This window comes from Caulobacter vibrioides, from assembly GCF_002858865.1.
Classification (GTDB): domain Bacteria; phylum Pseudomonadota; class Alphaproteobacteria; order Caulobacterales; family Caulobacteraceae; genus Caulobacter; species Caulobacter vibrioides.
This window is the reverse complement of the sequence record NZ_PJRR01000014.1, coordinates 246142-268851: the sequence shown is the minus strand read 5'-3', so window position 1 is coordinate 268851 and position 22710 is coordinate 246142. Positions and strand designations below refer to the sequence as shown.

Genomic DNA, 22710 nt, shown 5'->3' with positions numbered 1-22710 from the left:
GGGTCCAGATCAAAGCCACTGGGCCCATCGCTTGGGTGATGCTTTCGAGCGCGAACACCCCAGCCACTCCGGATGGATCTGGGCCCCGGCGTTCGCCGGGGAGGTCGGGTGAACGGGGCGGGAAACTGGGCTGAGGACAACCTGATCCCACGCATTTACGCCTGCGAAAGAATCCCCCTTTCCTTCCTCATCCTGTTCCCCTATATCTCCGCGTTCACGATGACATCGGCGGAGCGCCTACGCGCGTCCGTATTACGCCCCGAGGCGCGGTCAGCCGCCCTCCGACCAGCGCGAAGGGGCGCCCATCAGGCTTCCGGTCCCGGTCGCCCGACAGGGGAATTCCAGCGTCCGCAGCTCTCCGACCAGGGGAGCGGCGAGGGTGGACGCAGCGGATATTCGAATTCACGCGCGGACTCCGTCCGCGCCGCAGGGAAACAACATGGCGCAATCCTTCACCGGCAAGAAGCGGATCCGGAAGTCGTTCGGCCGCATTCCCGAGGCTGTGCAGATGCCGAACCTCATCGAGGTTCAGCGCTCCTCCTACGAGCAGTTCCTTCAGCGCGAGACCCGTCCGGGCCTGCGTCGCGACGAAGGCGTCGAGGCGGTCTTCAAGTCGGTGTTCCCGATCAAGGACTTCAACGAGCGCGCCGTGCTCGAGTACGTCTCGTACGAGTTCGAAGAGCCCAAGTACGACGTTGAAGAGTGCATTCAGCGCGACATGACCTTCGCCGCGCCGCTGAAGGTCAAGCTGCGCCTGATCGTGTTCGAAACCGAAGAAGAAACCGGCGCCCGCTCGGTCAAGGACATCAAGGAGCAGGACGTCTATATGGGCGACATCCCGCTCATGACGGACAAGGGCACCTTCATCGTCAACGGCACCGAGCGCGTCATCGTCTCGCAGATGCACCGCTCGCCCGGCGTGTTCTTCGACCACGACAAGGGCAAGACCCACGCCTCGGGCAAGCTCCTGTTCGCCGCCCGCGTGATCCCGTACCGCGGCTCGTGGCTGGACTTCGAGTTCGACGCCAAGGACATCGTCTACGTCCGTATCGACCGCCGCCGTAAACTGCCGGCCACGACCTTCCTCTATGCCCTGGGCATGGACGGCGAAGAGATCCTGACCACGTTCTACGACGTCGTTCCGTTCGAGAAGCGTTCGGGCGGCTGGGCCACCCCGTACAAGCCCGAGCGCTGGCGCGGCGTGAAGCCGGAGTTCCCGCTGGTCGACGCCGACACGGGCGAGGAAGTCGCTCCGGCCGGCACCAAGATCACGGCTCGCCAAGCCAAGAAGTTCGCCGATGGCGGTCTGAAGACCCTGCTGCTGGCGCCCGAAGCCCTGACCGGCCGCTATCTGGCCCGTGACGCCGTCAACATGGCGACCGGCGAGATCTACGCCGAAGCCGGCGACGAGCTGGACGTGACCTCGATCCAGGCCCTGGCCGATCAAGGCTTCTCGACCATCGACGTTCTGGACATCGACCACGTCACGGTCGGCGCCTACATGCGCAACACCCTGCGCGTGGACAAGAACGCCATCCGCGAGGACGCGCTGTTCGACATCTACCGCGTCATGCGTCCGGGCGAGCCGCCGACGGTGGAAGCCGCCGAGGCGATGTTCAAGTCGCTGTTCTTCGACGCCGAGCGCTACGACCTGTCGTCGGTGGGCCGCGTGAAGATGAACATGCGCCTGGAGCAGGACGTCTCGGACGAAGTCCGCATCCTGCGCAAGGAAGACGTCCTGGCCGTGCTGAAGGTCCTGGTGGGCCTGCGCGATGGTCGCGGCGAAATCGACGACATCGACAACCTGGGCAACCGCCGCGTCCGCTCGGTCGGTGAGCTGCTGGAAAACCAGTACCGCGTCGGCCTGCTGCGCATGGAACGCGCCATCAAGGAACGCATGTCGTCCGTCGACATCGACACCGTGATGCCGCACGACCTGATCAACGCCAAGCCGGCGGCCGCCGCTGTCCGTGAATTCTTCGGCTCCTCGCAGCTGTCGCAGTTCATGGACCAGACGAACCCGCTGTCGGAAATCACCCACAAGCGTCGTCTCTCGGCCCTCGGCCCGGGTGGTCTGACCCGCGAGCGCGCCGGCTTCGAAGTCCGCGACGTTCACCCGACCCACTACGGCCGGATCTGCCCGATTGAAACGCCGGAAGGCCCGAACATCGGTCTGATCAACTCGCTTGCGACCCACGCCCGCGTGAACAAGTACGGCTTCATCGAAAGCCCGTACCGTCGCGTGAAGGACGGCAAGCCGCAGGACGAAGTCGTCTACATGTCGGCGATGGAGGAATCCAAGCACGTCATCGCCCAGTCCAACATCAAGGTGGCTGAAGGCGAGATCGTCGAAGACCTGGTTCCGGGCCGCATCAACGGCGAACCGACCCTCCTGCAAAAGGAGACGGTGGACCTGATGGACGTGTCGCCGCGCCAGGTCGTGTCGGTGGCCGCCGCCCTGATCCCGTTCCTGGAAAACGATGACGCCAACCGCGCCCTCATGGGCTCGAACATGCAACGTCAGGCCGTGCCTCTGGTGCAGTCGGACGCCCCGCTGGTCGGCACCGGCATGGAAGCCGTCGTCGCCCGTGACTCGGGCGCCGTCGTGATCGCCAAGCGCACCGGCGTGGTCGAGCAGATCGACGGCACGCGTATCGTCATCCGCGCCACGGAAGAGACCGACCCCGCGCGTTCGGGCGTCGACATCTACCGCATGTCGAAGTTCCAGCGCTCGAACCAGTCGACCTGCATCAACCAGCGTCCGCTGGTGAAGGTGGGCGACCGGATCGTCGCCGGCGACATCATCGCCGACGGTCCGTCGACGGAGCTCGGCGAACTGGCCCTGGGCCGCAACGCGCTCGTCGCGTTCATGCCCTGGAACGGCTACAACTTCGAAGACTCGATCCTGATCTCCGAACGCATCGTCCGTGACGACGTCTTCACCTCGATCCACATCGAGGAATTCGAAGTCATGGCCCGCGACACGAAGCTGGGTCCGGAAGAAATCACCCGCGACATCCCGAACGTCGGCGAGGAAGCCCTGCGCAACCTCGACGAAGCCGGCATCGTGGCGATCGGCGCCGAAGTCCAGCCGGGCGACATCCTGGTGGGCAAGGTGACGCCGAAGGGCGAGAGCCCGATGACGCCGGAAGAAAAGCTGCTGCGCGCCATCTTCGGTGAAAAGGCTTCGGACGTCCGCGACACGTCCCTGCGTCTGCCCCCGGGCGTCGCCGGCACGATCGTCGACGTGCGCGTCTTCAACCGTCACGGCGTCGACAAGGACGAGCGCGCGCTCGCCATCGAACGCGCCGAGATCGACCGCCTGGGCAAGGACCGCGACGACGAGTTCGCGATCCTGAACCGCAACATCTCGGGCCGTCTGAAGGAACTGCTGATCGGCAAGGTCGCGCTGTCGGGCCCCAAGGGCCTGTCGCGCGGCGAGATCACGGCCGAAGGCCTGGCTCAGGTCGCTTCGGGCCTGTGGTGGCAGATCGCCCTGGAAGACGAAAAGGCGATGGGTGAGCTGGAAAGCCTGCGCCGCCTGTTCGACGAGAACCGCAAGCGCCTCGACCGTCGTTTCGAAGACAAGGTCGACAAGCTGCAGCGCGGCGACGAACTGCCTCCGGGCGTCATGAAGATGGTCAAGGTCTTCGTGGCCGTGAAGCGCAAGCTGCAGCCGGGCGACAAGATGGCCGGCCGTCACGGCAACAAGGGCGTCATCTCGCGCATCCTGCCGATCGAGGACATGCCGTTCCTCGCCGACGGCACGCACGTCGACGTCGTTCTGAACCCGCTGGGCGTGCCTTCGCGCATGAACGTCGGTCAGATCTTCGAAACCCACCTGGGCTGGGCCTGCGCCAACCTCGGCAAGCAGATCACCAACCTGCTGGAAGACTGGCAGCAAGGCGGTCAGAAGCAGGCCCTGGTCGAGCGTCTGACCGAGATCTACGGTCCGGACGAAGAGCTGCCGGACACCGAAGAGGGTCTGGTCGAACTGGCCCGCAACCTGGGCAAGGGCGTTCCGATCGCCACCCCGGTGTTCGACGGCGCGCGCATGGACGACATCGAGGGCCACCTCGAAATGGCCGGCGTCAACAAGTCGGGCCAGTCGATCCTGTTCGACGGTCTGACCGGCGAGCAGTTCAAGCGTCCGGTCACGGTCGGCTACATCTACATGCTGAAGCTGCACCACCTGGTCGACGACAAGATCCACGCCCGTTCGATCGGTCCGTACTCGCTCGTCACGCAACAGCCGCTGGGTGGTAAGGCCCAGTTCGGCGGTCAGCGCTTCGGGGAAATGGAAGTGTGGGCTCTGGAAGCCTACGGCGCGGCCTACACCCTGCAGGAAATGCTGACGGTGAAGTCCGACGACGTGGCCGGCCGGACCAAGGTCTACGAGTCGATCGTCCGCGGCGACGACACGTTCGAAGCCGGTATCCCGGAAAGCTTCAACGTGCTGGTCAAGGAAATGCGCTCGCTCGGCCTGAACGTCGAGCTGGAGAACAGCTGATCCGGACCTCCCTCCTCGCCTGCCCCTCTTAGGAAGGGTGGCCGGGGAGGGGCCTCCTTTCAGCCCGCTCTCCCTCAAGAATTTTCGCGGGAAACCCCGCAGAAGGAACCAAGATGAACCAGGAAGTCCTGAACATCTTCAATCCGGTCCAGGCCGCTCCGACCTTCGACCAGATCCGCATCTCGCTCGCTTCGCCGGAAAAGATCCGCTCGTGGTCGTTCGGCGAGATCAAGAAGCCCGAGACCATCAACTACCGTACGTTCAAGCCCGAGCGTGACGGCCTGTTCTGCGCCCGTATCTTTGGCCCGACCAAGGACTACGAATGCCTGTGCGGCAAGTACAAGCGCATGAAGTACAAGGGCATCATCTGCGAAAAGTGCGGTGTTGAAGTCACCCTGGCCCGCGTTCGTCGCGAGCGCATGGGCCACATCGAACTGGCCTCGCCGGTCGCCCACATCTGGTTCCTGAAGTCGCTGCCCTCGCGCATCGCCATGATGCTCGACATGCCGCTGAAGGACATCGAGCGCGTCCTCTACTTCGAATACTACATCGTCACCGAGCCGGGCCTGACGCCGCTGAAGCAGCACCAGCTGCTCAGCGAAGACGACTACATGCGCGCCCAGGAAGAATACGGCGACGACAGCTTCACCGCTGAAATCGGCGCGGAAGCCATCCAGAACCTGCTGAAGGCCATCGACCTCGAAAAAGAGGCCGAGCGTCTGCGCGAGGAGCTGTCCGGCACCGTTTCGGACATGAAGCAGAAGAAGTTTTCGAAGCGCCTGAAGATCCTGGAAGCCTTCCAGGAGTCTGGCAACCGTCCCGAGTGGATGGTGCTGACGGTCGTTCCGGTCATCCCGCCGGAACTGCGTCCGCTGGTGCCGCTGGACGGCGGCCGCTTCGCGACCTCGGACCTGAACGACCTGTATCGCCGGGTCATCAACCGTAACAACCGTCTGAAGCGCCTGATCGAGCTGCGCGCGCCCGACATCATCATCCGCAACGAAAAGCGGATGCTGCAGGAGTCGGTCGACGCCCTGTTCGACAACGGTCGTCGCGGCCGCGTGATCACGGGCGCCAACAAGCGCCCGCTGAAGTCGCTCGCCGACATGCTGAAGGGCAAGCAAGGTCGCTTCCGTCAGAACCTGCTGGGCAAGCGCGTCGACTACTCGGGCCGTTCGGTCATCGTGGTGGGTCCCGAGCTGAAGCTGCACGAGTGCGGCCTGCCCAAGAAGATGGCGCTGGAGCTGTTCAAGCCGTTCATCTATGCGCGCCTGGACGCCAAGGGCCTGTCGGGCACCGTCAAGCAGTCCAAGCGCATGGTCGAGCGCGAGCAGCCGCAGGTGTGGGACATCCTCGAAGAGGTGATCCGCGAGCATCCGGTTCTGCTGAACCGCGCCCCGACCCTGCACCGTCTGGGCATCCAGGCGTTCGAGCCGAAGCTGATCGAGGGCAAGGCCATCCAGCTGCACCCGCTGGTCTGCGCCGCGTTCAACGCCGACTTCGACGGCGACCAGATGGCCGTGCACGTCCCGCTGAGCCTGGAAGCTCAGCTGGAAGCGCGCGTCCTGATGATGTCGACCAACAACATCCTGTCGCCCGCCAACGGTCGCCCGATCATCGTGCCGTCGCAGGACATCGTCCTGGGCCTCTACTACCTGTCGGTCGCGCGTGACGGTGAGCCGGGCGAAGGCAAGATCTTCGCCGACCTCGGTGAAATCGAAGCCGCCATGGACGCCGGCGTCGTCTCGCTGCACGCCAAGATCAAGGCGCGCCACACCGAGATGACTCCGGAAGGCGTCCTGCTGCGCAAGGTGATCGACACCACGCCGGGCCGCATGAAGATCGCCGCCCTGCTGCCGCACCACCCCCAGATTGGCCACCGCCTGATCGAAAAGGCGCTGACCAAGAAGGAAATCGGCAATCTGATCGACATCGTCTACCGCCACTGCGGTCAGAAGGCGACGGTGATCTTCGCCGACAAGGTGATGGGCCTGGGCTTCAAGGAAGCCGCCAAGGCCGGCATCTCGTTCGGCAAGGACGACATCATCATCCCGGTCCGCAAGACCGCGATCGTGGAAGAAACCCGCAAGCTGGCTGAAGAATACGAGCAGCAGTACGCCGACGGCCTGATCACCAAGGGTGAGAAGTACAACAAGGTCGTTGACGCCTGGGCCAAGGCCACCGATCGCGTCGCCGACGAGATGATGGCCGAGCTTCAGATGAAGCATAAGGACGAGAACGGCCGCGAGAAGGAAATCAACGCCATCTACATGATGGCCCACTCCGGCGCCCGGGGTTCGCAAGCCCAGATGAAGCAGCTGGGCGGCATGCGCGGCCTGATGGCCAAGCCCTCCGGCGAGATCATCGAGACCCCGATCGTCTCGAACTTCAAGGAAGGCCTGACCGTTCAGGAGTACTTCAACTCCACCCACGGCGCCCGTAAGGGTCTGGCCGACACCGCGCTGAAGACCGCCAACTCGGGTTACCTGACCCGTCGTCTGGTCGACGTCGCGCAGGACTGCATCATCGTCGAGGAAGACTGCGGCACCACCAAGGGCATCACCCTGCGCGCCGTGGTCGAAGGCGGTGACGTGCTGGTCTCGCTGGGTTCGCGCGTCCTGGGCCGCTTCACGGCCGAGGACGTCAAGGATCCGGGCACCGGCGAACTGGTCGTTCCGGCCGACACCTATATCGACGAGAACATCGCCGACGCCATCGAGGCGGCGGTGGTTCAATCGGTGAAGGTCCGCTCGGTCCTGACCTGCGAAGCCAAGATCGGCGTCTGCGGCGCCTGCTATGGCCGCGACCTGGCCCGCGGCACCCCGGTGAACATCGGCGAAGCGGTCGGCGTCATCGCCGCCCAGTCGATCGGTGAGCCCGGCACGCAGCTGACCATGCGTACGTTCCACATCGGCGGCACGGCCCAGGTGGCCGAGCAGTCGTTCTTCGAAGCCTCGAACGAAGGTACGGTCCGCGTGATCGGCCCGACGGTCGTGGGTTCGGACGGCGCCCTGGTCATCATGAGCCGTAACACCTCGGTCAGCGTTCTGGTCGACGGCAAGGAGCGTGAAACCTACAAGCCGCCGTACGGCGCCCGCCTGCGGGTGAAGGACGGCGATCTGGTCAAGCGCGGCCAGCGCCTCGGCGATTGGGACCCCTACACCACCCCGATCATCACCGAAGTGGCCGGCAAGATCCGCGCCGAAGACCTGGTCGATGGCCTGTCGATCCGCGAGGAAGTCGACGAAGCCACCGGCATCGCCCAGCGCGTGGTCGCCGACTGGCGCACCTCGGCCCGCGGTTCGGACCTGCGTCCGGCCATGGGCGTGCTGTCGGAAGACGGTTCGTACAAGCGCCTGAGCAACGGCGGTGAAGCCCGCTATCTGCTGTCGGCCGGCGCCATTCTCTCCGTCGCCGACGGCGACGAAGTGAAGCCGGGCGAAGTGATCGCGCGTATCCCGACCGAAGGCGCCAAGACCCGGGACATCACCGGTGGTCTGCCGCGCGTCGCCGAACTGTTCGAAGCCCGTCGTCCGAAGGACTGCGCCGTCATCGCCGAGATGGATGGCCGTGTCGAATTCGGCAAGGACTACAAGAACAAGCGCCGCATCAAGATCACGCCGGACGTCGACGCCGACGGCAACCAGCCCGAGGCGGTCGAGTTCCTGATCCCGAAGGGCAAGCACATCGCCGTCCACGACGGCGACTACATCACCAAGGGCGAGTACATCATCGACGGCAACCCGGATCCGCACGACATCCTGCGCATCCTGGGCGTCGAAGCTCTGGCCAACTTCCTCGTCGACGAGATCCAGGAGGTCTATCGTCTGCAGGGCGTGCCGATCAACGACAAGCACATCGAGACGATCGTTCGTCAGATGCTGCAGAAGGTCGAGATCCTCGAGCCCGGCGACACCGGCCTGATCAAGGGTGACCACCTTGATAAGCCGGAGTTCGACAAGGAACAGGAAAAGGCGATCGCCCGCGGCGGCCGTCCGGCTGTGACCCAGCCGGTGCTGCTGGGCATCACCAAGGCCTCGCTGCAGACCAAGAGCTTCATCTCGGCCGCGTCGTTCCAAGAAACGACCCGCGTCCTGACCGAAGCCTCGGTGCACGGCAAGACCGACACCCTGGAAGGCCTGAAGGAAAACGTCATCGTGGGTCGTCTGATCCCCGCCGGTACGGGTTCCTACCTGCGCAGCCTGCAACGCGTCGCCGCCAAGCGCGACGAACAGCTGGCCCAGCAGCGCGAAGATGCGATGGAGCCGCTGCCGGCCGAGATCGCGCTTTCGGACGCCGAATAGGCGCCCGAAACAGTCGAAGACCCGGACGCCAAAAGTGTCCGGGGCGACGCCGAGCAAGGTTTTCGCCAATTGATTGAGGAAAGGCCCGGGAGAGATCCCGGGCCTTTCTTTTGGGTTGAGTAGATCGCCCACAGATTGGGTAACCGGTGGAACAACGTTTTCCTTGCGTTAAGAATCGACGCGCATCTTTCCTTAAGGGGAGAATGCAAACGATGTCATTGCGCATTTCGGGAACCTTGAACCTCTTCGCGATCGTCTTGATCGCGGCCTTCGCCTTGGCGACAGGCACGGCGACCTACGCCTTGATGACGCTGCGTGTCGGAGGGCCGCTGTCGAAGCAGCAGATGGAGGTCGACGCCCTGGTGGCGGACATCATGCCGCCGCCGCTCTTCATCGTAGAAGCGCTGCTCACGGCGCACCGTGGCCCGGACGAACTGGACATGGGCGCGGAGATCGACCGCGACCTGACCGCGCTCCATGCCAGCTATGAAGACCGGCATGCGCACTGGGCGACACGGCCGCTGACGCCCGAGGTCAAGGACGGCCTCGCGGCGTCGGACATCCAGGTCCGCAAGTTCTGGGATATCGCCGAAAAGCAGTTCAGACCCGCCCTTCGCGCCGGCGATGTCGCGGCCATGAACACCGCGCTTGACGCCATGACGATCGCCTACCGCGAGCACCGTCGGGTGATCACCGAACTGACGCCGCTGGTGGTGGGACTCTCGAAGGCCAAGGTCGAGGCCGCGGAGGCGCAATCCCAGCGTATCTTCATCGCGGTGGGGCTGGCCACGGCGCTGATGCTGATCGTGGCCGCCGGGGGCGTCTGGATCCTGCGCAGGAAGATGGTCAGGCCGCTGCTCGGCATGACCGGCTATATGGGCGCGCTCGCCGACGGTAACTATGACAAGGACGTCCCCTATCAGGGGCGGGCTGACGAACTGGGAGACATGGCCCGCTCTGTCGGTGTGTTCCGGACCGCCGTTCTGGAGCGCCGCGCCGCCCGCGAACAGCAGCTGGCGGCGGATGCGCGGGCCATGGACGCCCAGCAGCGTCAGGCCGCTCAGTCGCAGGCCGATGCTCTTGCGCGGGATCTGGTCGTGTCGGCCTTGGATCGCGGCTTGAACGGCCTGGCGCGCGGTGAGCTGCAACAACGGATCAATGAGCCGTTCCCGGCCGAGTTCGAAGACCTGCGGATCAACTTCAACGCCTCGGTTCAGATGCTGGAAGCGACCCTCGCCAAGGTGATCGCTCTGGCGGGCTCGGTCGGTGGCGGCGCGGGAGAGATCTCTTCGGCGGCCGACGATCTGTCCCGGCGCACGGAGCAGCAAGCCGCCAGTCTGGAAGAGACCGCTGCGGCCCTGCAGGAAGTCACCTCGACGATCCGTCAAAGCGCCGAGCGCGCCGCCATGGCTCAGCAAGCCACCTCGCGTAGCCGATCCTCCGTCACGCAGTCGGCCGACCTGGCCGGCGAGGCGATCGGGGCCATGGAGCGGATCGACACATCCTCGCGCCAGATCAACCAGATCATCGGCGTGATCGACGAGATCGCCTTCCAGACCAACCTCCTGGCCCTGAATGCGGGGGTCGAGGCCGCCCGCGCCGGTGAGGCGGGGCGTGGCTTCGCCGTGGTCGCCATGGAAGTCCGGGCCCTGGCCCAGCGTTCTGCCGACGCGGCCAAGGAGATCAAGGGCCTGATCGCGGAAGCCTCCTCCAGCGTGGACAGCGGCGTGGGTTTGGTCGGGCGGGTCGGGCAGGCGCTGGGCGCGGTCGTTGACGAGTTCTCCGGCATCGAGGCCTTGGTCAACGACATCGCGACGACGGCCAAGGAACAGGCCATCGGCCTTGGCCAGATCAACACCGCCGTCAGCCAGATGGATCAGGTCACCCAGCAGAACGCCGCCATGGTGGAAGAGACCACAGCGGCCAGCCACAGCCTCAAGCGGGAAGCTTCGGACCTGATGAACCTGGTCCGGGCCTTCTCGCTGAGCGAGGATGTGCGCCAGAAGGCGGCCTAGACAAGCTCCGAAACCGTCCGAAAGAGCGTCACGGCGCCGGGAGGAATGTCACAATCACGCGCCGGTACCGGGTCAGGGCCGGCGCGCCCTTGTCGCTGATCGCCACGATGAAGTGCGCGGTCTCGGGCTTGGTGACTGCGGGCGCTGTGAAGGACGCGCGATAGATGTTTTCGGCGCCGTTCGCGGGGATAGACGTCTTCCACGTCCCCGCCTCCGGATAGTTGAACCAGAGAAACGACAGGCTATCGCCATCGGGATCGTGGCTGCCGCGCGCGCTCAGGCTGAAGGTCTTCCCGGCGCGCACCGTCAGACGGTCGGCGTGATCAAGGACAGCGACGGGCGGATGATTGGCCTTGTCGCGGGGCAAGGTCGTCCATCCGATGCGCGCAGCGAGGTCGTTCTGGAAGGCGTCCCGCCAGCGCCAGACCGTGGCGCGATAGTCCTTGTGGACCCGGGCCGACACCTTCACAGCCCGGCCGAACGGGGCGGGTTCGTGCGGCGCCACCGTGTCGATCGCATTGGTCCAGATCGGGCGGGTCTCAGGTTCGATCGGCACCCCGCCGGTAAAGCCCTTCGGATCCGTATCGGCCAGGTTGGGCGTGTAGAGCGCATAGCGGCCGCCCCAGCCGCCCCAGTCGGGACGCTCAGGGTCGGCCAGGCCCGTGGGGATCAGGTTCAGAAAGGCGGGCGTGTCGCCCTCCATGCCGTAAGCCACGTCCGGATAGGCCGCGCCCAAAGGTCCGCGTCCCTGCTGGATGTTCTGCGCCAGCCACGCGTTCGAGACGGTGGTGTTGTCCAAGCCGTCCACGGCCTGGAACATGCCGCCCCAGGTCGCCGCGCCGTAGCCGCCGGGGCTCACGACGTAGAACAGCGACGGATAGGTCTTGCGGATCCAGGCGCCGGCGTCGTCCTGATCCGAGATCGTATAGACGCGAAGCTTGCCGATCAGGCGTTCGACCTCGGCGGCGGGGCGGGTGGCGCTCAGGGTCTTCAGGGCCTGGGCCAGGGTGTTGGCGCCGCCCCAGACCGAGACCCAGACCGGACGCGGGTCGGGGCTGTCCAGGGCCGCGATGATCGCCCGAGAGCCCTCGGTGTCCTTGCCGGGGCCTGTCGCCGCAAGGCCGTAGGCCGGCTGACCCGCGCGAACCCGGGCGGCGAGCGTCTCGGCGGTGGGATAGCCGTCGGCATGCAGCACAAGATTGGGCCGGACCTGGCCATAGAGCGACACCAGCCGCTTGATCGACTGCGGATAGATCTCGCCGCGCATGTGGGTCGAGGTCGTGGCGACCAGCGCCTCGATGTCGATCTCGTTGGCGTACAGCAGCAGGCGGACAAACGACTGCGTGTCGTCGGGCTCGTTCTCGATGTCGCTGAGCACGATCAACCGCACCTTGGCCGGGGCGGAGGCCTCAGGCGCGGCGTGCGCCGGCGCGATCCAGCCGAGCGCTATGGCCAAGACAAGGCCCGTCCAGGCTCGCATCGTTTCCACCCTCTAGAATGTTATCGCTACCATCGTAGGCGCGATCACATCGGAAGGAAACCGCAAGGCCGCCTTGGGGTGCAGGCCCGGCCCCTAGGGCCACTTCACCGCCGGCGGCATGGAGCTGAGGATCGACTCCACGTTACCGCCGGTCTTCAGGCCGAACATCGTGCCCCGGTCGTAGAGCAGGTTGAACTCGACATAGCGGCCGCGCTGGATCAGCTGCTGCTCGCGCTCGTCGGCGGTCCAGGCCTCGCCCATGCGGCGGCGGACCAGGGTGGGATAGATCTCCAGGAAGGCTCGGCCGACATCCTGGGTGAAGGCGAAATCCCGCGCCCAGTCGCCGCTGTCATGGTGGTCATAGAAGATGCCGCCGATGCCGCGCGGCTCGTTGCGGTGCGGCAGGAAGAAGTACTCGTCGCACCAGGCCTTGTACTTGGGGTGCCATTCCGGATCGTACTTGTCGCAAGTCCGCTTGTAGGCGGCGTGGAAGTCGATGGCGTCCGGGAAGTCCTGCTGGCGCTGGTAGCCGAGCAGGGGAGTGAGATCCCCGCCGCCGCCGAACCAGCTCTTGGTCGTGGCGATGAAGCGCGTGTTCATATGCACCGCAGGCACGCGCGGATTGGTCATGTGGGCGATCAGGCTGAGGCCTGTGGCGAAGAACCGGGGGTCTTCCGCCGCGCCCGGCATATTCTTGGCCATTTCGGGGGTGAAGGTTCCGAACACCGTCGAGACGTGGACGCCGACCTTCTCGAACAGACGACCATGCATCATGCCCATGACGCCGCCGCCGCCCGCCTGGCGATCCCAGGCCTTCTTCTCGAAGCGACCGGGCGCGCCGGGATAGAGATCGGCGGGGGCCTCGTCCTCAAGCTGCTCGAACGCGGCGCAGATCTGGTCGCGCAGGCTTTCGAACCACGCCCGGGCGGCGGCCTTCTGGGAGTCGAGGTCTTGATCGGTGCTCATACCCGCCGATTAAGCCCCTGCGCGCCCGCGTGCAAATGGGTCCGTGACGACAACGGGGATGCAGGCGTTCGACAGCGAACGTTCGGCGCGGCCATACTCGCCCCTTGGGCAGGCGTGACCGGCGTTCAGATCAGGTCAGGGCCGTGAAGATCAGGGCGACGACGACGATGTCGAAGATGCGGACGGCGATGGACATGGCGAGCTCACGGCGATCGAATTCACCTTCGATTAAGCAAGAACGGCGCCAGCCCGCGGCGGTTTGCTGATGGCGCTATTCTTCGACGCCGCCTGGTACGATCAGCGTCTGGCCGAGCGCGGGCTGACGCGCGGGATCCTGGCCGCGGTGGCGGGTATGAGCGAGGGCGATCTGGCCCTGGCCTTCAAGGATCAGCGTGAGCTTTCGATGCGGGAAATCAACGCCTTCGCCGAGCTATTGGGCGTTTCGGCGGCGGAAGCGGCGTCCCGCGCGGGTGTGCGTCCTGCGCCGCCCAGCGACCGAGACAGGATCGTGGCTCTGGAGGCCAGGGTCGCGGCGCTGGAGGCGGAGCTGGCGCGACTGACGCGCTAGATGTTGGTCTTTTTCAGCAGGCCCGTGGGCGGACGCCGGTCGGCGGGACCGGAGTATTCCGTGCCAAGATAGGTCGATCTGGCCGTGTCCAGCACTTCCTGCCCACCGCGCAGGCCGCGCTTCTGGCCCGACTGTCCCATGATATGGGCGGCGAAAGCGGCAAAGCCGTCGCGACGAGGGGGCGGCGGCGTCGGCTGGACGTCTTCCTCGACCACGAACACCACGTCCTCGTCGGCGTCGTTGCGAGCGGAATCACGCGGGCCCGGCAGGGCGCGTCGCGTGGAACCAGGGCGTCGAAGGGGATCGATCGGACCGCTCATGCCCAGACCCTAGGGCCAGGACGGTTAAGAACGGCTGGATCGGCTTGGTTAAGACTTGCTGGCCAGCTTGGCGATCTGTTCCTGCATCGCCTCCAGCTGGCGCTTGAGATCGGCCAGGGAGTCGTCGCTGGGCGGCGCGGGCGCCGGGGCCGGCGCGGGCTCGGCCGGCGCGGCGGCCGCATCCTCGGGACGGACATAGGCGAAGGGCGAGAACATCTTCATCGCCCGGTCGAACAGCGCCATGTTCTGGCGGATCTGCTCTTCGTAGACGCCCATGCCGGGCATCTTGCCCGGGGCCATGGTGCTGAGCTGCCCGCGCAGGCGCTCCTGCTGCTTGGCGAAGCTCTCGAGCGACATCTCCAGATACGACGGCAGGAAGGCCTGCATCGAGTTGCCGTAGAAGCCGATCAGCTGGCGGAGGAACTGTATCGGCAGCAGGTTCTGGCCGCCGCCGCGGTTTTCTTCCTCGAAGATGATCTGGGTCAGGACCGAACGGGTGATGTCGTCGTTGGTCTTGGCGTCATAGACCACGAAGTCGACGCCCTCCTTCACCATGTCCGACAGGTGTTCGAGGGTGACGTACGAAGAGGATGCCGTGTTGTAGAGGCGGCGGTTGGCGTATTTCTTGATGATCACGCGCTGACCGGACGATTTTTCGCCTCCGGCGGTCGTCTCGCCTTTTTCAGGGTTCTCGGACATTTCGTTCCCTAGAAGCGGTTACGTCCGCTTTTCGCATCGCACTATCGCGAATGCAAAGGCGTGACGCCAGTGTTCTGATGACTTGGAGGTGTCGCGAAGGCGTGAAAATGTGCGCGTGACGAACGCGGTCGTGGCGTGCATGCTGATGCTGCATTGCAAAAGAACGGGCGCCGCAACCGCGAAGCGTCACGTCAGAACGTCACGGGAGCTATCGCATGAGCGAGATTGTCATCGTTTCCGCCGCCCGCACGCCGGTAGGCTCGTTCAATGGGGCCTTGGCCAGCCTGCCGGCTTCGGAACTGGGCAAGGCCGTCATCGAAGCCGCCGTCTCGCGCGCGGGGATCGCGCCCTCCGACGTCGATGAAGTGATCCTGGGCCAGGTGCTGCAGGCCGCCGCCGGTCAGGGTCCGGCGCGCCAGGCCTCGGTGAAGGCCGGCATCCCGGTCGAAGCCCCGGCCTGGAGCCTGAACCAGCTGTGCGGCTCGGGTCTGCGCGCCGTGGCCCTGGCGGCCCAGCAGATCGCCGACGGCTCGGCCAAGGTTGTCGTCGCCGGCGGCCAGGAGAGCATGAGCCAGGCGCCGCACGCCCAGAACCTGCGGGGTGGCCAGAAGATGGGCGACCTGCAGTTTGTCGACACCATGATCAAGGACGGCCTGTGGGACGCCTTCCACGGCTACCACATGGGTCAGACCGCCGAGAACATCGCCAGCCGCTGGCAGATCACGCGCGAAGACCAGGACAAGTTCGCCGTCACCAGCCAGAATCGCGCCGAGGCCGCCCAGAAGGCCGGCAAGTTCGATGACGAGATCGTTCCGATTACCATCAAGGGCCGCAAGGGCGACACCATCGTCGACAAGGACGAGTTCATCCGCCACGGCGCGACGATCGAGAGCGTCCAGGGCCTGAAGCCGGTGTTCAACAAGGAAGGCTCGGTCACCGCCGCCAACGCCTCGGGCCTGAATGACGGCGCCGCCGCCCTCGTTTTGATGAGCGCCGAGGAAGCCGCTAAGCGCGGCCTCAAGCCCCTGGCCAGGATCGCCTCGTGGGCCAATGCCGGCGTCGAGCCCGAGGTCATGGGCACCGGCCCGATCCCGGCCTCGAAGAAGGCGCTGGAAAAGGCCGGCTGGTCCGTCTCCGACCTCGACCTGGTGGAGAGCAACGAAGCCTTCGCCGCCCAGGCCCTGTGCGTGGTGCGCGAGCTGGGCCTGGACCCGGCCAAGGTGAACGTCAACGGCGGCGCCATCGCCATCGGTCACCCGATCGGCGCTTCGGGTGCGCGCATCCTGACCACGCTGGTCCACGAGATGAAGCGCTCGGGCGCCAAGAAGGGCCTGGCCACGCTGTGCGTCGGCGGTGGCATGGGCGTGGCCATGTGCGTGGAAGCGGTCTGAGCCAACCTTTAGGCGGCCCGCCCATCGGCGGGTCGCCGCCAACCATAAGAAAAGCGATCGGGAGAGTTACATGACGAGAGTTGCGTTCGTGACCGGCGGCACCCGCGGCATCGGTCGAGCCATCTGCGAGCGGCTGATCGCTGACGGCCACAAGGTGGCGGCGGGGTATTCCGGCAATGAAGCCGCCGCCGAGGCCTGCGCCAAGGAACTGGGCGTGATGGTCGTGAAGGGCAATGTCGGCGTGTTCGAGGACTGCCAGGCGGCCGTGAAGAAGGTCGAGGCCGAGCTCGGCCCCATCGACATCCTGGTCAACAACGCCGGCATCACCCGCGACGGCATGCTGCACAAGATGACCTATGAGCAGTGGTCCGAAGTGATCCGGGTCAATATGGACTCGGCCTTCAACATGACCCGTCCGGTGATCGAGGGCATGCGCGACCGCAGCTGGGGCCGCATCATCAACATCAGCTCCATCAACGGCCAGAAGGGCCAGATGGGTCAGACCAACTATTCGGCGGCCAAGGCCGGCCTGATCGGCTTCACCAAGGCCCTGGCCCTGGAGAACGCCAAGAAGGGCGTGACCGTCAATGTGATCTGCCCCGGCTATATCGACACCGAAATGGTGGCGGCCGTTCCCGAGAACGTTCTGGCGCAGATCGTCGCCGGCATTCCGGTCGGTCGCCTGGGCCGCGGTGAGGAAATCGCCGACATGGTCTCGTTCCTCGCGGGCGAGCGCGCGGGCTTCGTGACCGGCGCCACCCTGACCCTGAACGGTGGCCAGTACATGGCCTAAGGACGCGTCCTCGAAGCCCGGACTTGACGGCCGCTGTTGCAGTTTGGCCTCATGTCCCGGGCTTCGGGTGATCGGCGTTCACGCGTCCAAGATTCGCCCCAGTCGACGGGCAGTACGGATCGCATGACATTCCACAAGGCGGAGTTTGGCGACTGGGGCGCCCGGGCGGCCCTGATGATCGCTGCTCTGATGCTCATGGGGGCGCCTGCGCACGCCCAACAGCTTCCGCACTCGCTGCGTGACGCCCTGCTGGGCCACAAGGGCCAGGGGGAGGCGCGCCGCGCGCCCGCGCCGCCTGTGGCGCGCTATGTTTCCGAAACCGGCGGCGCTTTCGTCTTCGACCAGGCTGCGCCGCGGCCGCTGATCAAGTTCGACAACAGCGCCGAAATATGGGTGCTTCAGGCCCAGCCCGCCTCGCGCGGCGACGTCATCTATCGCAACGATCTTGGCGAACCTGTCCTGCGGGTCACCAAGCTGGGCGGCATCATCCTCTTCACCGACGATGCGCCGATGGGCGCTGCGGTGGCCCTCTCTGGGCGAGCGCAGTCCATCCAGCCGCCGGCGATGCTGTCGTTCAACGTGTTCGTGCAGCGCGTCCGCATCGCCACGGCCCGCGCCAGCCGCGCTGCGCAACGCGACATCGAGTTCGCCACCGTGCAGGACGTGCGCCCCGAGACCTCGGTCCTGGCCGCCGACACGGCGACCATCGTCGCCGAAGCGTTCGAGCGCATGGCGCGGAAGGGCGACCGGTCGCTGATCTCGGGCATCGCCCGCGTTCTGCTGGCTGAGGGTCACAAGCCTTCGGCATCGCTGAAGGACGGGGCCCTGACCATCACCTACTCTCCGGAACAGGGTTTGGCGGGGCGCCCCTCCTCGAAACGGATCATCAAGGTGATCAATCGCTAGAGCCCTTTAGCTTTAGATGGAATCATCTAAAGCGTTTGAAAGGGCTCTAAGTGTTTGATTTTAGAGCCTGTTTATCTGGTTTAGATGGTTCCACCTAAACCAGACAGGCTCTAGGCGCGATTGGCGAACGCCGTTCTTTGAGTGTAACCATAAAGACTCAGCAGCGGTTTACTGGGCTTGAGTCGGGCGGTAGTCGATCCGTCCTCGAAGGTGTCGACACGCGAACTCAACCTTGCGTCATGCGACTCCAGCGGGCCTTTTCGCGCGATCGCAGGGTCTTATTGTCGTTTCATGGTGAACTCCGAGACTGCCCCGGCGCCCGATAGAGGCCGTCTGAAAATGGCCGACATCGCGCGCATGGCGGGCGTGTCGATCTCTACGGTGTCGCGCGCTCTGGCGGGCAACCCCCTGATCCCCAAGCCGTTGCGCGATCAGATCGTGGAGATCGCCCAGACGCACGGCTATGTGGTCAACCAGTCGGCGCGATCCCTGCGACTGCGCAAGACCGACACGATCGGGGTGATCATTCCTTTGGGCCACGAGACGGGTCAGCTGATCTCGGATCCGTTCTTTCTGGAGATGATCGGGCGACTGGCCGATGAGATCACGCGCAGAAACTACGCTGTGCTGCTGCACAAGGTGGTCGTGACCGAGACCGGCTGGCTGGAGCGGATCATCCAGGCCCATCGCGCCGATGGACTGCTTCTGATCGGGCAAAGCAACCAGCATGACGTGCTCAATGCCGTCGCCCAGACCTACAAGCCCCTCGTCGTATGGGGCGCTCAACTGCCGGGGCAGGCCTACTGCGCCGTCGGCAGCGACAATGTCGCCGGCGGTCGCCTGGCGGTCGCGCATCTGGCGCAGGCGGGGCGCAGGAAGATCGCCTTTCTGGGCGCCACCCATGCGCCGGAAGCCGCCCAGCGGTTCGAGGGCTATCGGCAGGGCCTTGCGGAGGCGGGGCTTGCCTTCGATCCCGCCCTGGTCGTGTCAGCCCACTACACGATGGACGAGGCCCGCGAGGCGATCGCCGACTTCATCGCCACGGGCGCCGACTTCGACGCGGTTTTCGCCTTCTCCGACGTCATCGCCCTGGCCGCGATCGCCGCGCTGACGGAAGCCGGCAGGAGCGTTCCGCGCGACGTGGCGGTGGTCGGATTCGACGACATCGTGCTGGCCCGCCACAGCGCGCCGCCGCTGACCACGGTGCGACAGGATCTGGAGTTCGCGGCGCGCCAGATGGTCGACCGGCTGTTCGCGCGCATGGCGGGCGAGCCGGCGGAGTCGACCCTGTCGCCCGTCGAATTGGTCGTACGCGGCAGCAGCGTCTAGAGCCTGTCTGGTTTAGATGGAACCATCTAAACCAGATAAACAGGCTCTAAAATCAAACATTTAGGGCTCTTTCCGATCTGACTGAATCAGTCAGATTGGATAAAAGAGTTTCTATTTCAGGCGGTTAGAGCGCTCTTCGACCCGATCGCCGTTTCACGCTGATCGGAAAACGCTCTCCCGCGCGTGAGGTCTGCAGCCGAGCAGGCTCTATGCCGCCTCGATGCCGATGCTCTTCAGGTCCTTGAGGAAGCGGGTCAGGCTCTGGTGCGATCGGCGCAGGCCCTGCAGAACTTCGGGCTTGGCCAGGGCGGACTGCGGAACGATGAAGCCTTCACGGCCCACGCGCTGGGCCATGCCCTTCTCCAGCATCTCGACGAAGCGGCGGCGCACCGTCTCGTAGGGAAGGCCCAGGGAATCGGCGACCTGCCGGACCGTCAGCGGTCGGCGCTCGTGATCGGGCGGCACCTCGTCGATCTCGGCATAGTGGCCACCGCGGATATGCGAGCAGTTGCCCGCCCAGAGCGTGGTGAACACGAGCGCGTAGAGAAGGTCCGAGCCGTGGACCTCGTTGGCGATCTCGACCCAGCGCAGAATGTAGTCGGTCGCGTAGCGCGATGCGGCGCGAGCGTTGGCGTACTCTTCAGACATAGGCGACTTGGTTCCCCCCAGCGTCGGCTCTTATCCAGAATCCAGAAAAGGATTGCATGGTCCCTGTAACGAGGCCACGTGACGGAGTTGCCCACAATGGGTACCCGCTTTGAGCGCCTGCGACACGCTGACGCAGGCGCGCGCGGCGGTTCAGCCCGGCATGCGGACCAACGCTCGGGCGCACGCTAGATTAGGCTGCAGGACGGCGTCGCGCCCTGATCTGGGACAAGGCGCGTGGCGATTGTCGCTGGGGAATCAGCCCGTCGACGGGGTCCAGTCCGGCGGCGCCATTTCGAAGCCCTCGAACCTGAACCCTGGCGCGACGGTGCAGCCGACCAGGGTCCATGCGCCCAGGCTGACCGCCGTCTGCCACCACAAGGTCGGGACAATCACCTGCGGGCGACATCCGGCGCGCAGGTCAGGGCCCAGCACATAGGCGCTGGCCCCTTTGCCGTCAGGCGGTGAGAGCGTCAGCGAGATCGGCGCGCCGGCGTAATAGTGCCAGGTCTCGACGGCGTCGACGCGGTGCCAGGCCGACATCTGCTCGGCTTCCAGCAGGTAGTAGATGCAGGTCGAGGCGGCGCGGCCGTCAGGGCCGGGCGCGTCCTGAAAGGTCTGCCGGTACCAGCCGCCCTCAGGATGCGGCTGCAGGTCCAGCATCCGCACGATCTCCTGGGCGCCCAGATCGCCAGAGAGTCCCAGGCCTGGCTTGGTCATGTCGTTCATCCTTTGAAACTGTCCTTGGCCGCGCGGATTTCGGCGAAAGCTTGAGCCGGCGATGGCGCGTCCGGTCTCAGCAGCGGCGCGCGCAGAAAGGGATTGGTGGCTTTCTCGACCCCGATCGTGGTCGGAACGGTCGCCTCATCGCGCGCGCGCGCGGCGAACACGGCCTCGGCCCGCGCGGCGAGGGCGGCGGAGCTGTCCACTGACAAGGCGAAGCGGGCGTTCGAGGCGGTGTATTCGTGGGCGCAGTAGACGGTCGTTTCGTCCGGCAAGGCGATCAGTCGACCGAGCGAATCCCACATCTGTTCGGCCGTGCCTTCGAACAGTCGACCGCAGCCCAGGGCGAACAGGGTGTCGCCGACGAAGGCGATGGCGTCCTCGGCGTCGTAGTAGCTGACGTGCCCCAGCGTGTGCCCGCCGGTGTCGATGACCGTGAGGCGCGTGTCGCCCAGCATCACCTCCTCGCCGTCGCGGACCAGTCTATCGAGGGGCGCGATGCGCGTGACCTCGGCGGGCCCCACGATCGTCGCGCCGGTGGCCGTCTTGAGCGTCTCGTTGCCGCCGGCGTGATCCGGATGCCAATGGGTGTTGAGGATCAGGTCCAGCGACCACCCCAGCTTGGCCAGTTCGGCGAGGATGGCCTCGGCGTCGGGGGTGTCGATCGTGGCGACCTTGCCGCTGGCCTCGTCGCGAACGAGGAAGCCGTAGTTGTCGGACAGGCAGGGGAACTGGTGGACGGTCAGGGCCATAGGGGTGCTCTGGTGCGGTGACGCGGGGGAGCCTACAACGAAGGCCTCGTGGTTCGGGAGACTCAATGCGTCGCGACGTGCTCGATCTCAGGGCCTTCTACGCCTCGCCGCTGGGCCGTGTGGCGCGGACCATGCTGACGCGCAAGGTCGAGGAGGCCTGGGGTGACACCCGCGACCTCGACGTATTGGGCGTGGGCTATGCGACGCCCTTCCTGGACGCGGCCCGCGCCAAGGCCCGTCGCGTGGTCGCCGCGATGCCGGCCCAGCAGGGCGTCGAGGTCTGGCCGCAGGGCGGGCGCAATCAGGCGTGCCTTGTCGAAGATGCGGCGCTGCCGCTGCCCAATGCGCTGTTCGACCGCGTCCTGGCGGTCCATGCGCTGGAGGAAGCCGACGACCCGGCCGCCCTGCTGGCCGAGATCGGGCGGGTCATGGCGCCGACCGGGCGCCTGATCGTCGCCGTCTCGTCCCGCGACGGGGTGTGGGCAGGCGCCGAGCGCACGCCGTTCGGCCATGGTCGCCCCTACAGCCGCAGCCAGTTGGAAAGCCTGATCCGCGAGGCCGAGCTGGAGCCGGCGGGCTGGACAAGGGCGCTCTATGTCCCGCCGCTGGCCGCCATGTCGAGCTGGGCCGAGGGCTTCGAGCAGGTCGGCGCCACCCTGTGGCCGCGCTTTGCCGGCGTGATCCTGATGGAGGCGATCAAGCAGACCTTCGCGGTCAAGCCCAGGGGGCACCGGGCGCGGGCCCGCGTCTTCGCGCCGGGCGTGCTGCTGCCAAGTCCGGCGGGGCCGACGCCCGCCCGCCAGACCGGCGAGCGCCCTGTTCCGGTCAACACGGCGCCCGTTCATAAGGCGCCGAGCGGTCTTGATCGCTGAACGCACTTGGAGCGAAGCGTCTCGACGCCTAGCTTGGACTCGTAGAAACCGTTCGCTCGCTGGAGCCGCGCCATGAAGATGATCGTCGCCGTGATTAAGCCGAGCCGCCTGGATGCGGTGCTCGAAGCGGTCACCGAGGCGGGGGCGTCTGGCCTGACCGTCACCGAGGTGCGCGGCTATGGCCGTCAGAAGGGCAAGACCGAGGTCTATCGGGGCGCCGAATACGAGGTGAAGCTGCTGCCCAAGGTGAAGCTGGAGATCGCGGTGCCGACCGACGTGCTCGAGCCGGTGATCGAGGCCCTGCAGCGCACCGCCAACACCGGCAAGATCGGTGACGGCAAGGTCTTCGTCATGGACCTGGAACAGGCCCTGCGGATCCGCACCGGCGAGCGCGACGCCGCGGCGATCGCCGGCTGACCCAAACAAGAGTTCACAAG

At 65.8% G+C, this 22710-nt stretch carries 18 protein-coding genes; 10 read left to right on the top strand and 8 right to left on the bottom strand.

The window, feature by feature from the left end:
• The first annotated feature begins 439 nt into the window (after nucleotides 1–439).
• From rpoB to CVUC_RS10915, 3 genes are all read left to right on the top strand, one after another.
• A complete protein-coding gene (gene rpoB / locus CVUC_RS10925) occupies nucleotides 440–4510 on the top strand; it encodes a DNA-directed RNA polymerase subunit beta (RefSeq protein ID WP_010918390.1) in 4071 nt (1356 codons plus the stop codon).
• Between the two features lie 113 nt (nucleotides 4511–4623).
• Nucleotides 4624–8814, top strand: coding sequence for a DNA-directed RNA polymerase subunit beta' (gene rpoC / locus CVUC_RS10920; protein ID WP_010918391.1), 4191 nt, complete (start codon nucleotides 4624–4626; stop codon nucleotides 8812–8814).
• Between the two features lie 218 nt (nucleotides 8815–9032).
• Complete coding sequence (locus tag CVUC_RS10915; RefSeq protein ID WP_096034722.1) at nucleotides 9033–10829, top strand: methyl-accepting chemotaxis protein; 1797 nt, start codon at nucleotides 9033–9035, stop codon at nucleotides 10827–10829.
• Between the two features lie 28 nt (nucleotides 10830–10857).
• Here CVUC_RS10915 and CVUC_RS10910 read toward each other — a convergent pair whose 3' ends face one another.
• The 3 genes from CVUC_RS10910 to CVUC_RS10900 form a co-directional block, all read right to left on the bottom strand.
• A complete protein-coding gene (locus CVUC_RS10910; protein ID WP_096032423.1) occupies nucleotides 10858–12318 on the bottom strand; it encodes a DUF1593 domain-containing protein in 1461 nt (486 codons plus the stop codon).
• Between the two features lie 84 nt (nucleotides 12319–12402).
• Nucleotides 12403–13275 carry an oxygen-dependent coproporphyrinogen oxidase gene (gene hemF / locus CVUC_RS10905; RefSeq protein ID WP_096032424.1) on the bottom strand — a complete coding sequence of 291 codons (873 nt, stop codon included), beginning with the start codon at nucleotides 13273–13275 and terminating at the stop codon, nucleotides 12403–12405.
• A 130-nt stretch (nucleotides 13276–13405) separates the two neighbouring features.
• Nucleotides 13406–13471, bottom strand: a complete 66-nt coding sequence (locus CVUC_RS10900; protein ID WP_024265562.1) for a hypothetical protein — start codon at nucleotides 13469–13471, stop codon at nucleotides 13406–13408.
• 63 nt (nucleotides 13472–13534) lie between these two features.
• Between CVUC_RS10900 and CVUC_RS10895 the strand changes: the two genes are divergently transcribed.
• Nucleotides 13535–13843, top strand: a complete 309-nt coding sequence (locus CVUC_RS10895) for a DNA-binding protein (RefSeq protein WP_096032425.1) — start codon at nucleotides 13535–13537, stop codon at nucleotides 13841–13843.
• Here CVUC_RS10895 and CVUC_RS10890 read toward each other — a convergent pair.
• A complete protein-coding gene (locus CVUC_RS10890) occupies nucleotides 13840–14163 on the bottom strand; it encodes a hypothetical protein (RefSeq protein WP_010918396.1) in 324 nt (107 codons plus the stop codon). The two genes, CVUC_RS10895 and CVUC_RS10890, sit on opposite strands and share 4 nt — an antisense overlap.
• Before the next feature lie 48 nt (nucleotides 14164–14211).
• The gene (phaR, locus tag CVUC_RS10885; RefSeq protein WP_010918397.1) at nucleotides 14212–14862 is read right to left on the bottom strand and encodes a polyhydroxyalkanoate synthesis repressor PhaR; all 651 of its coding nucleotides are present in this window, start codon (nucleotides 14860–14862) and stop codon (nucleotides 14212–14214) included.
• A gap of 215 nt (nucleotides 14863–15077) precedes the next feature.
• Between phaR and CVUC_RS10880 the strand changes: the two genes are divergently transcribed.
• From CVUC_RS10880 to CVUC_RS10865, 4 genes are all read left to right on the top strand, one after another.
• Nucleotides 15078–16253 (top strand): acetyl-CoA C-acetyltransferase, encoded by a 1176-nt coding sequence (locus CVUC_RS10880; protein WP_096032426.1) that lies wholly within the window; start codon nucleotides 15078–15080, stop codon nucleotides 16251–16253.
• A gap of 70 nt (nucleotides 16254–16323) precedes the next feature.
• Nucleotides 16324–17046, top strand: a complete 723-nt coding sequence (locus CVUC_RS10875) for a beta-ketoacyl-ACP reductase (RefSeq protein WP_010918399.1) — start codon at nucleotides 16324–16326, stop codon at nucleotides 17044–17046.
• Nucleotides 17047–17169: 123 nt separating this feature from the next.
• Nucleotides 17170–17952 carry a DUF4908 domain-containing protein gene (locus CVUC_RS10870; RefSeq protein ID WP_012639994.1) on the top strand — a complete coding sequence of 261 codons (783 nt, stop codon included), beginning with the start codon at nucleotides 17170–17172 and terminating at the stop codon, nucleotides 17950–17952.
• 339 nt (nucleotides 17953–18291) lie between these two features.
• Nucleotides 18292–19281: a LacI family DNA-binding transcriptional regulator gene (locus CVUC_RS10865; RefSeq protein ID WP_205685765.1), complete on the top strand. Its 990-nt coding sequence runs from the start codon at nucleotides 18292–18294 to the stop codon at nucleotides 19279–19281.
• Nucleotides 19282–19488: 207 nt separating this feature from the next.
• Here CVUC_RS10865 and CVUC_RS10860 read toward each other — a convergent pair whose 3' ends face one another.
• The 3 genes from CVUC_RS10860 to gloB form a co-directional block, all read right to left on the bottom strand.
• Nucleotides 19489–19929, bottom strand: a complete 441-nt coding sequence (locus CVUC_RS10860) for a hypothetical protein (protein WP_096032428.1) — start codon at nucleotides 19927–19929, stop codon at nucleotides 19489–19491.
• Nucleotides 19930–20184: 255 nt separating this feature from the next.
• Nucleotides 20185–20655 (bottom strand): cupin domain-containing protein, encoded by a 471-nt coding sequence (locus CVUC_RS10855; protein ID WP_096032429.1) that lies wholly within the window; start codon nucleotides 20653–20655, stop codon nucleotides 20185–20187.
• Nucleotides 20652–21401, bottom strand: a complete 750-nt coding sequence (gloB, locus tag CVUC_RS10850; RefSeq protein ID WP_096032430.1) for a hydroxyacylglutathione hydrolase — start codon at nucleotides 21399–21401, stop codon at nucleotides 20652–20654. The genes CVUC_RS10855 and gloB overlap by 4 nt, the downstream gene beginning before the upstream one ends.
• Nucleotides 21402–21466: 65 nt before the next feature.
• Between gloB and CVUC_RS10845 the strand changes: the two genes are divergently transcribed.
• Both CVUC_RS10845 and CVUC_RS10840 read left to right on the top strand, forming a co-directional pair.
• A complete protein-coding gene (locus tag CVUC_RS10845) occupies nucleotides 21467–22273 on the top strand; it encodes a class I SAM-dependent methyltransferase (protein WP_012639996.1) in 807 nt (268 codons plus the stop codon).
• A 72-nt stretch (nucleotides 22274–22345) separates the two neighbouring features.
• A complete protein-coding gene (locus CVUC_RS10840) occupies nucleotides 22346–22690 on the top strand; it encodes a P-II family nitrogen regulator (protein WP_010918409.1) in 345 nt (114 codons plus the stop codon).
• Nucleotides 22691–22710 lie beyond the last annotated feature (20 nt).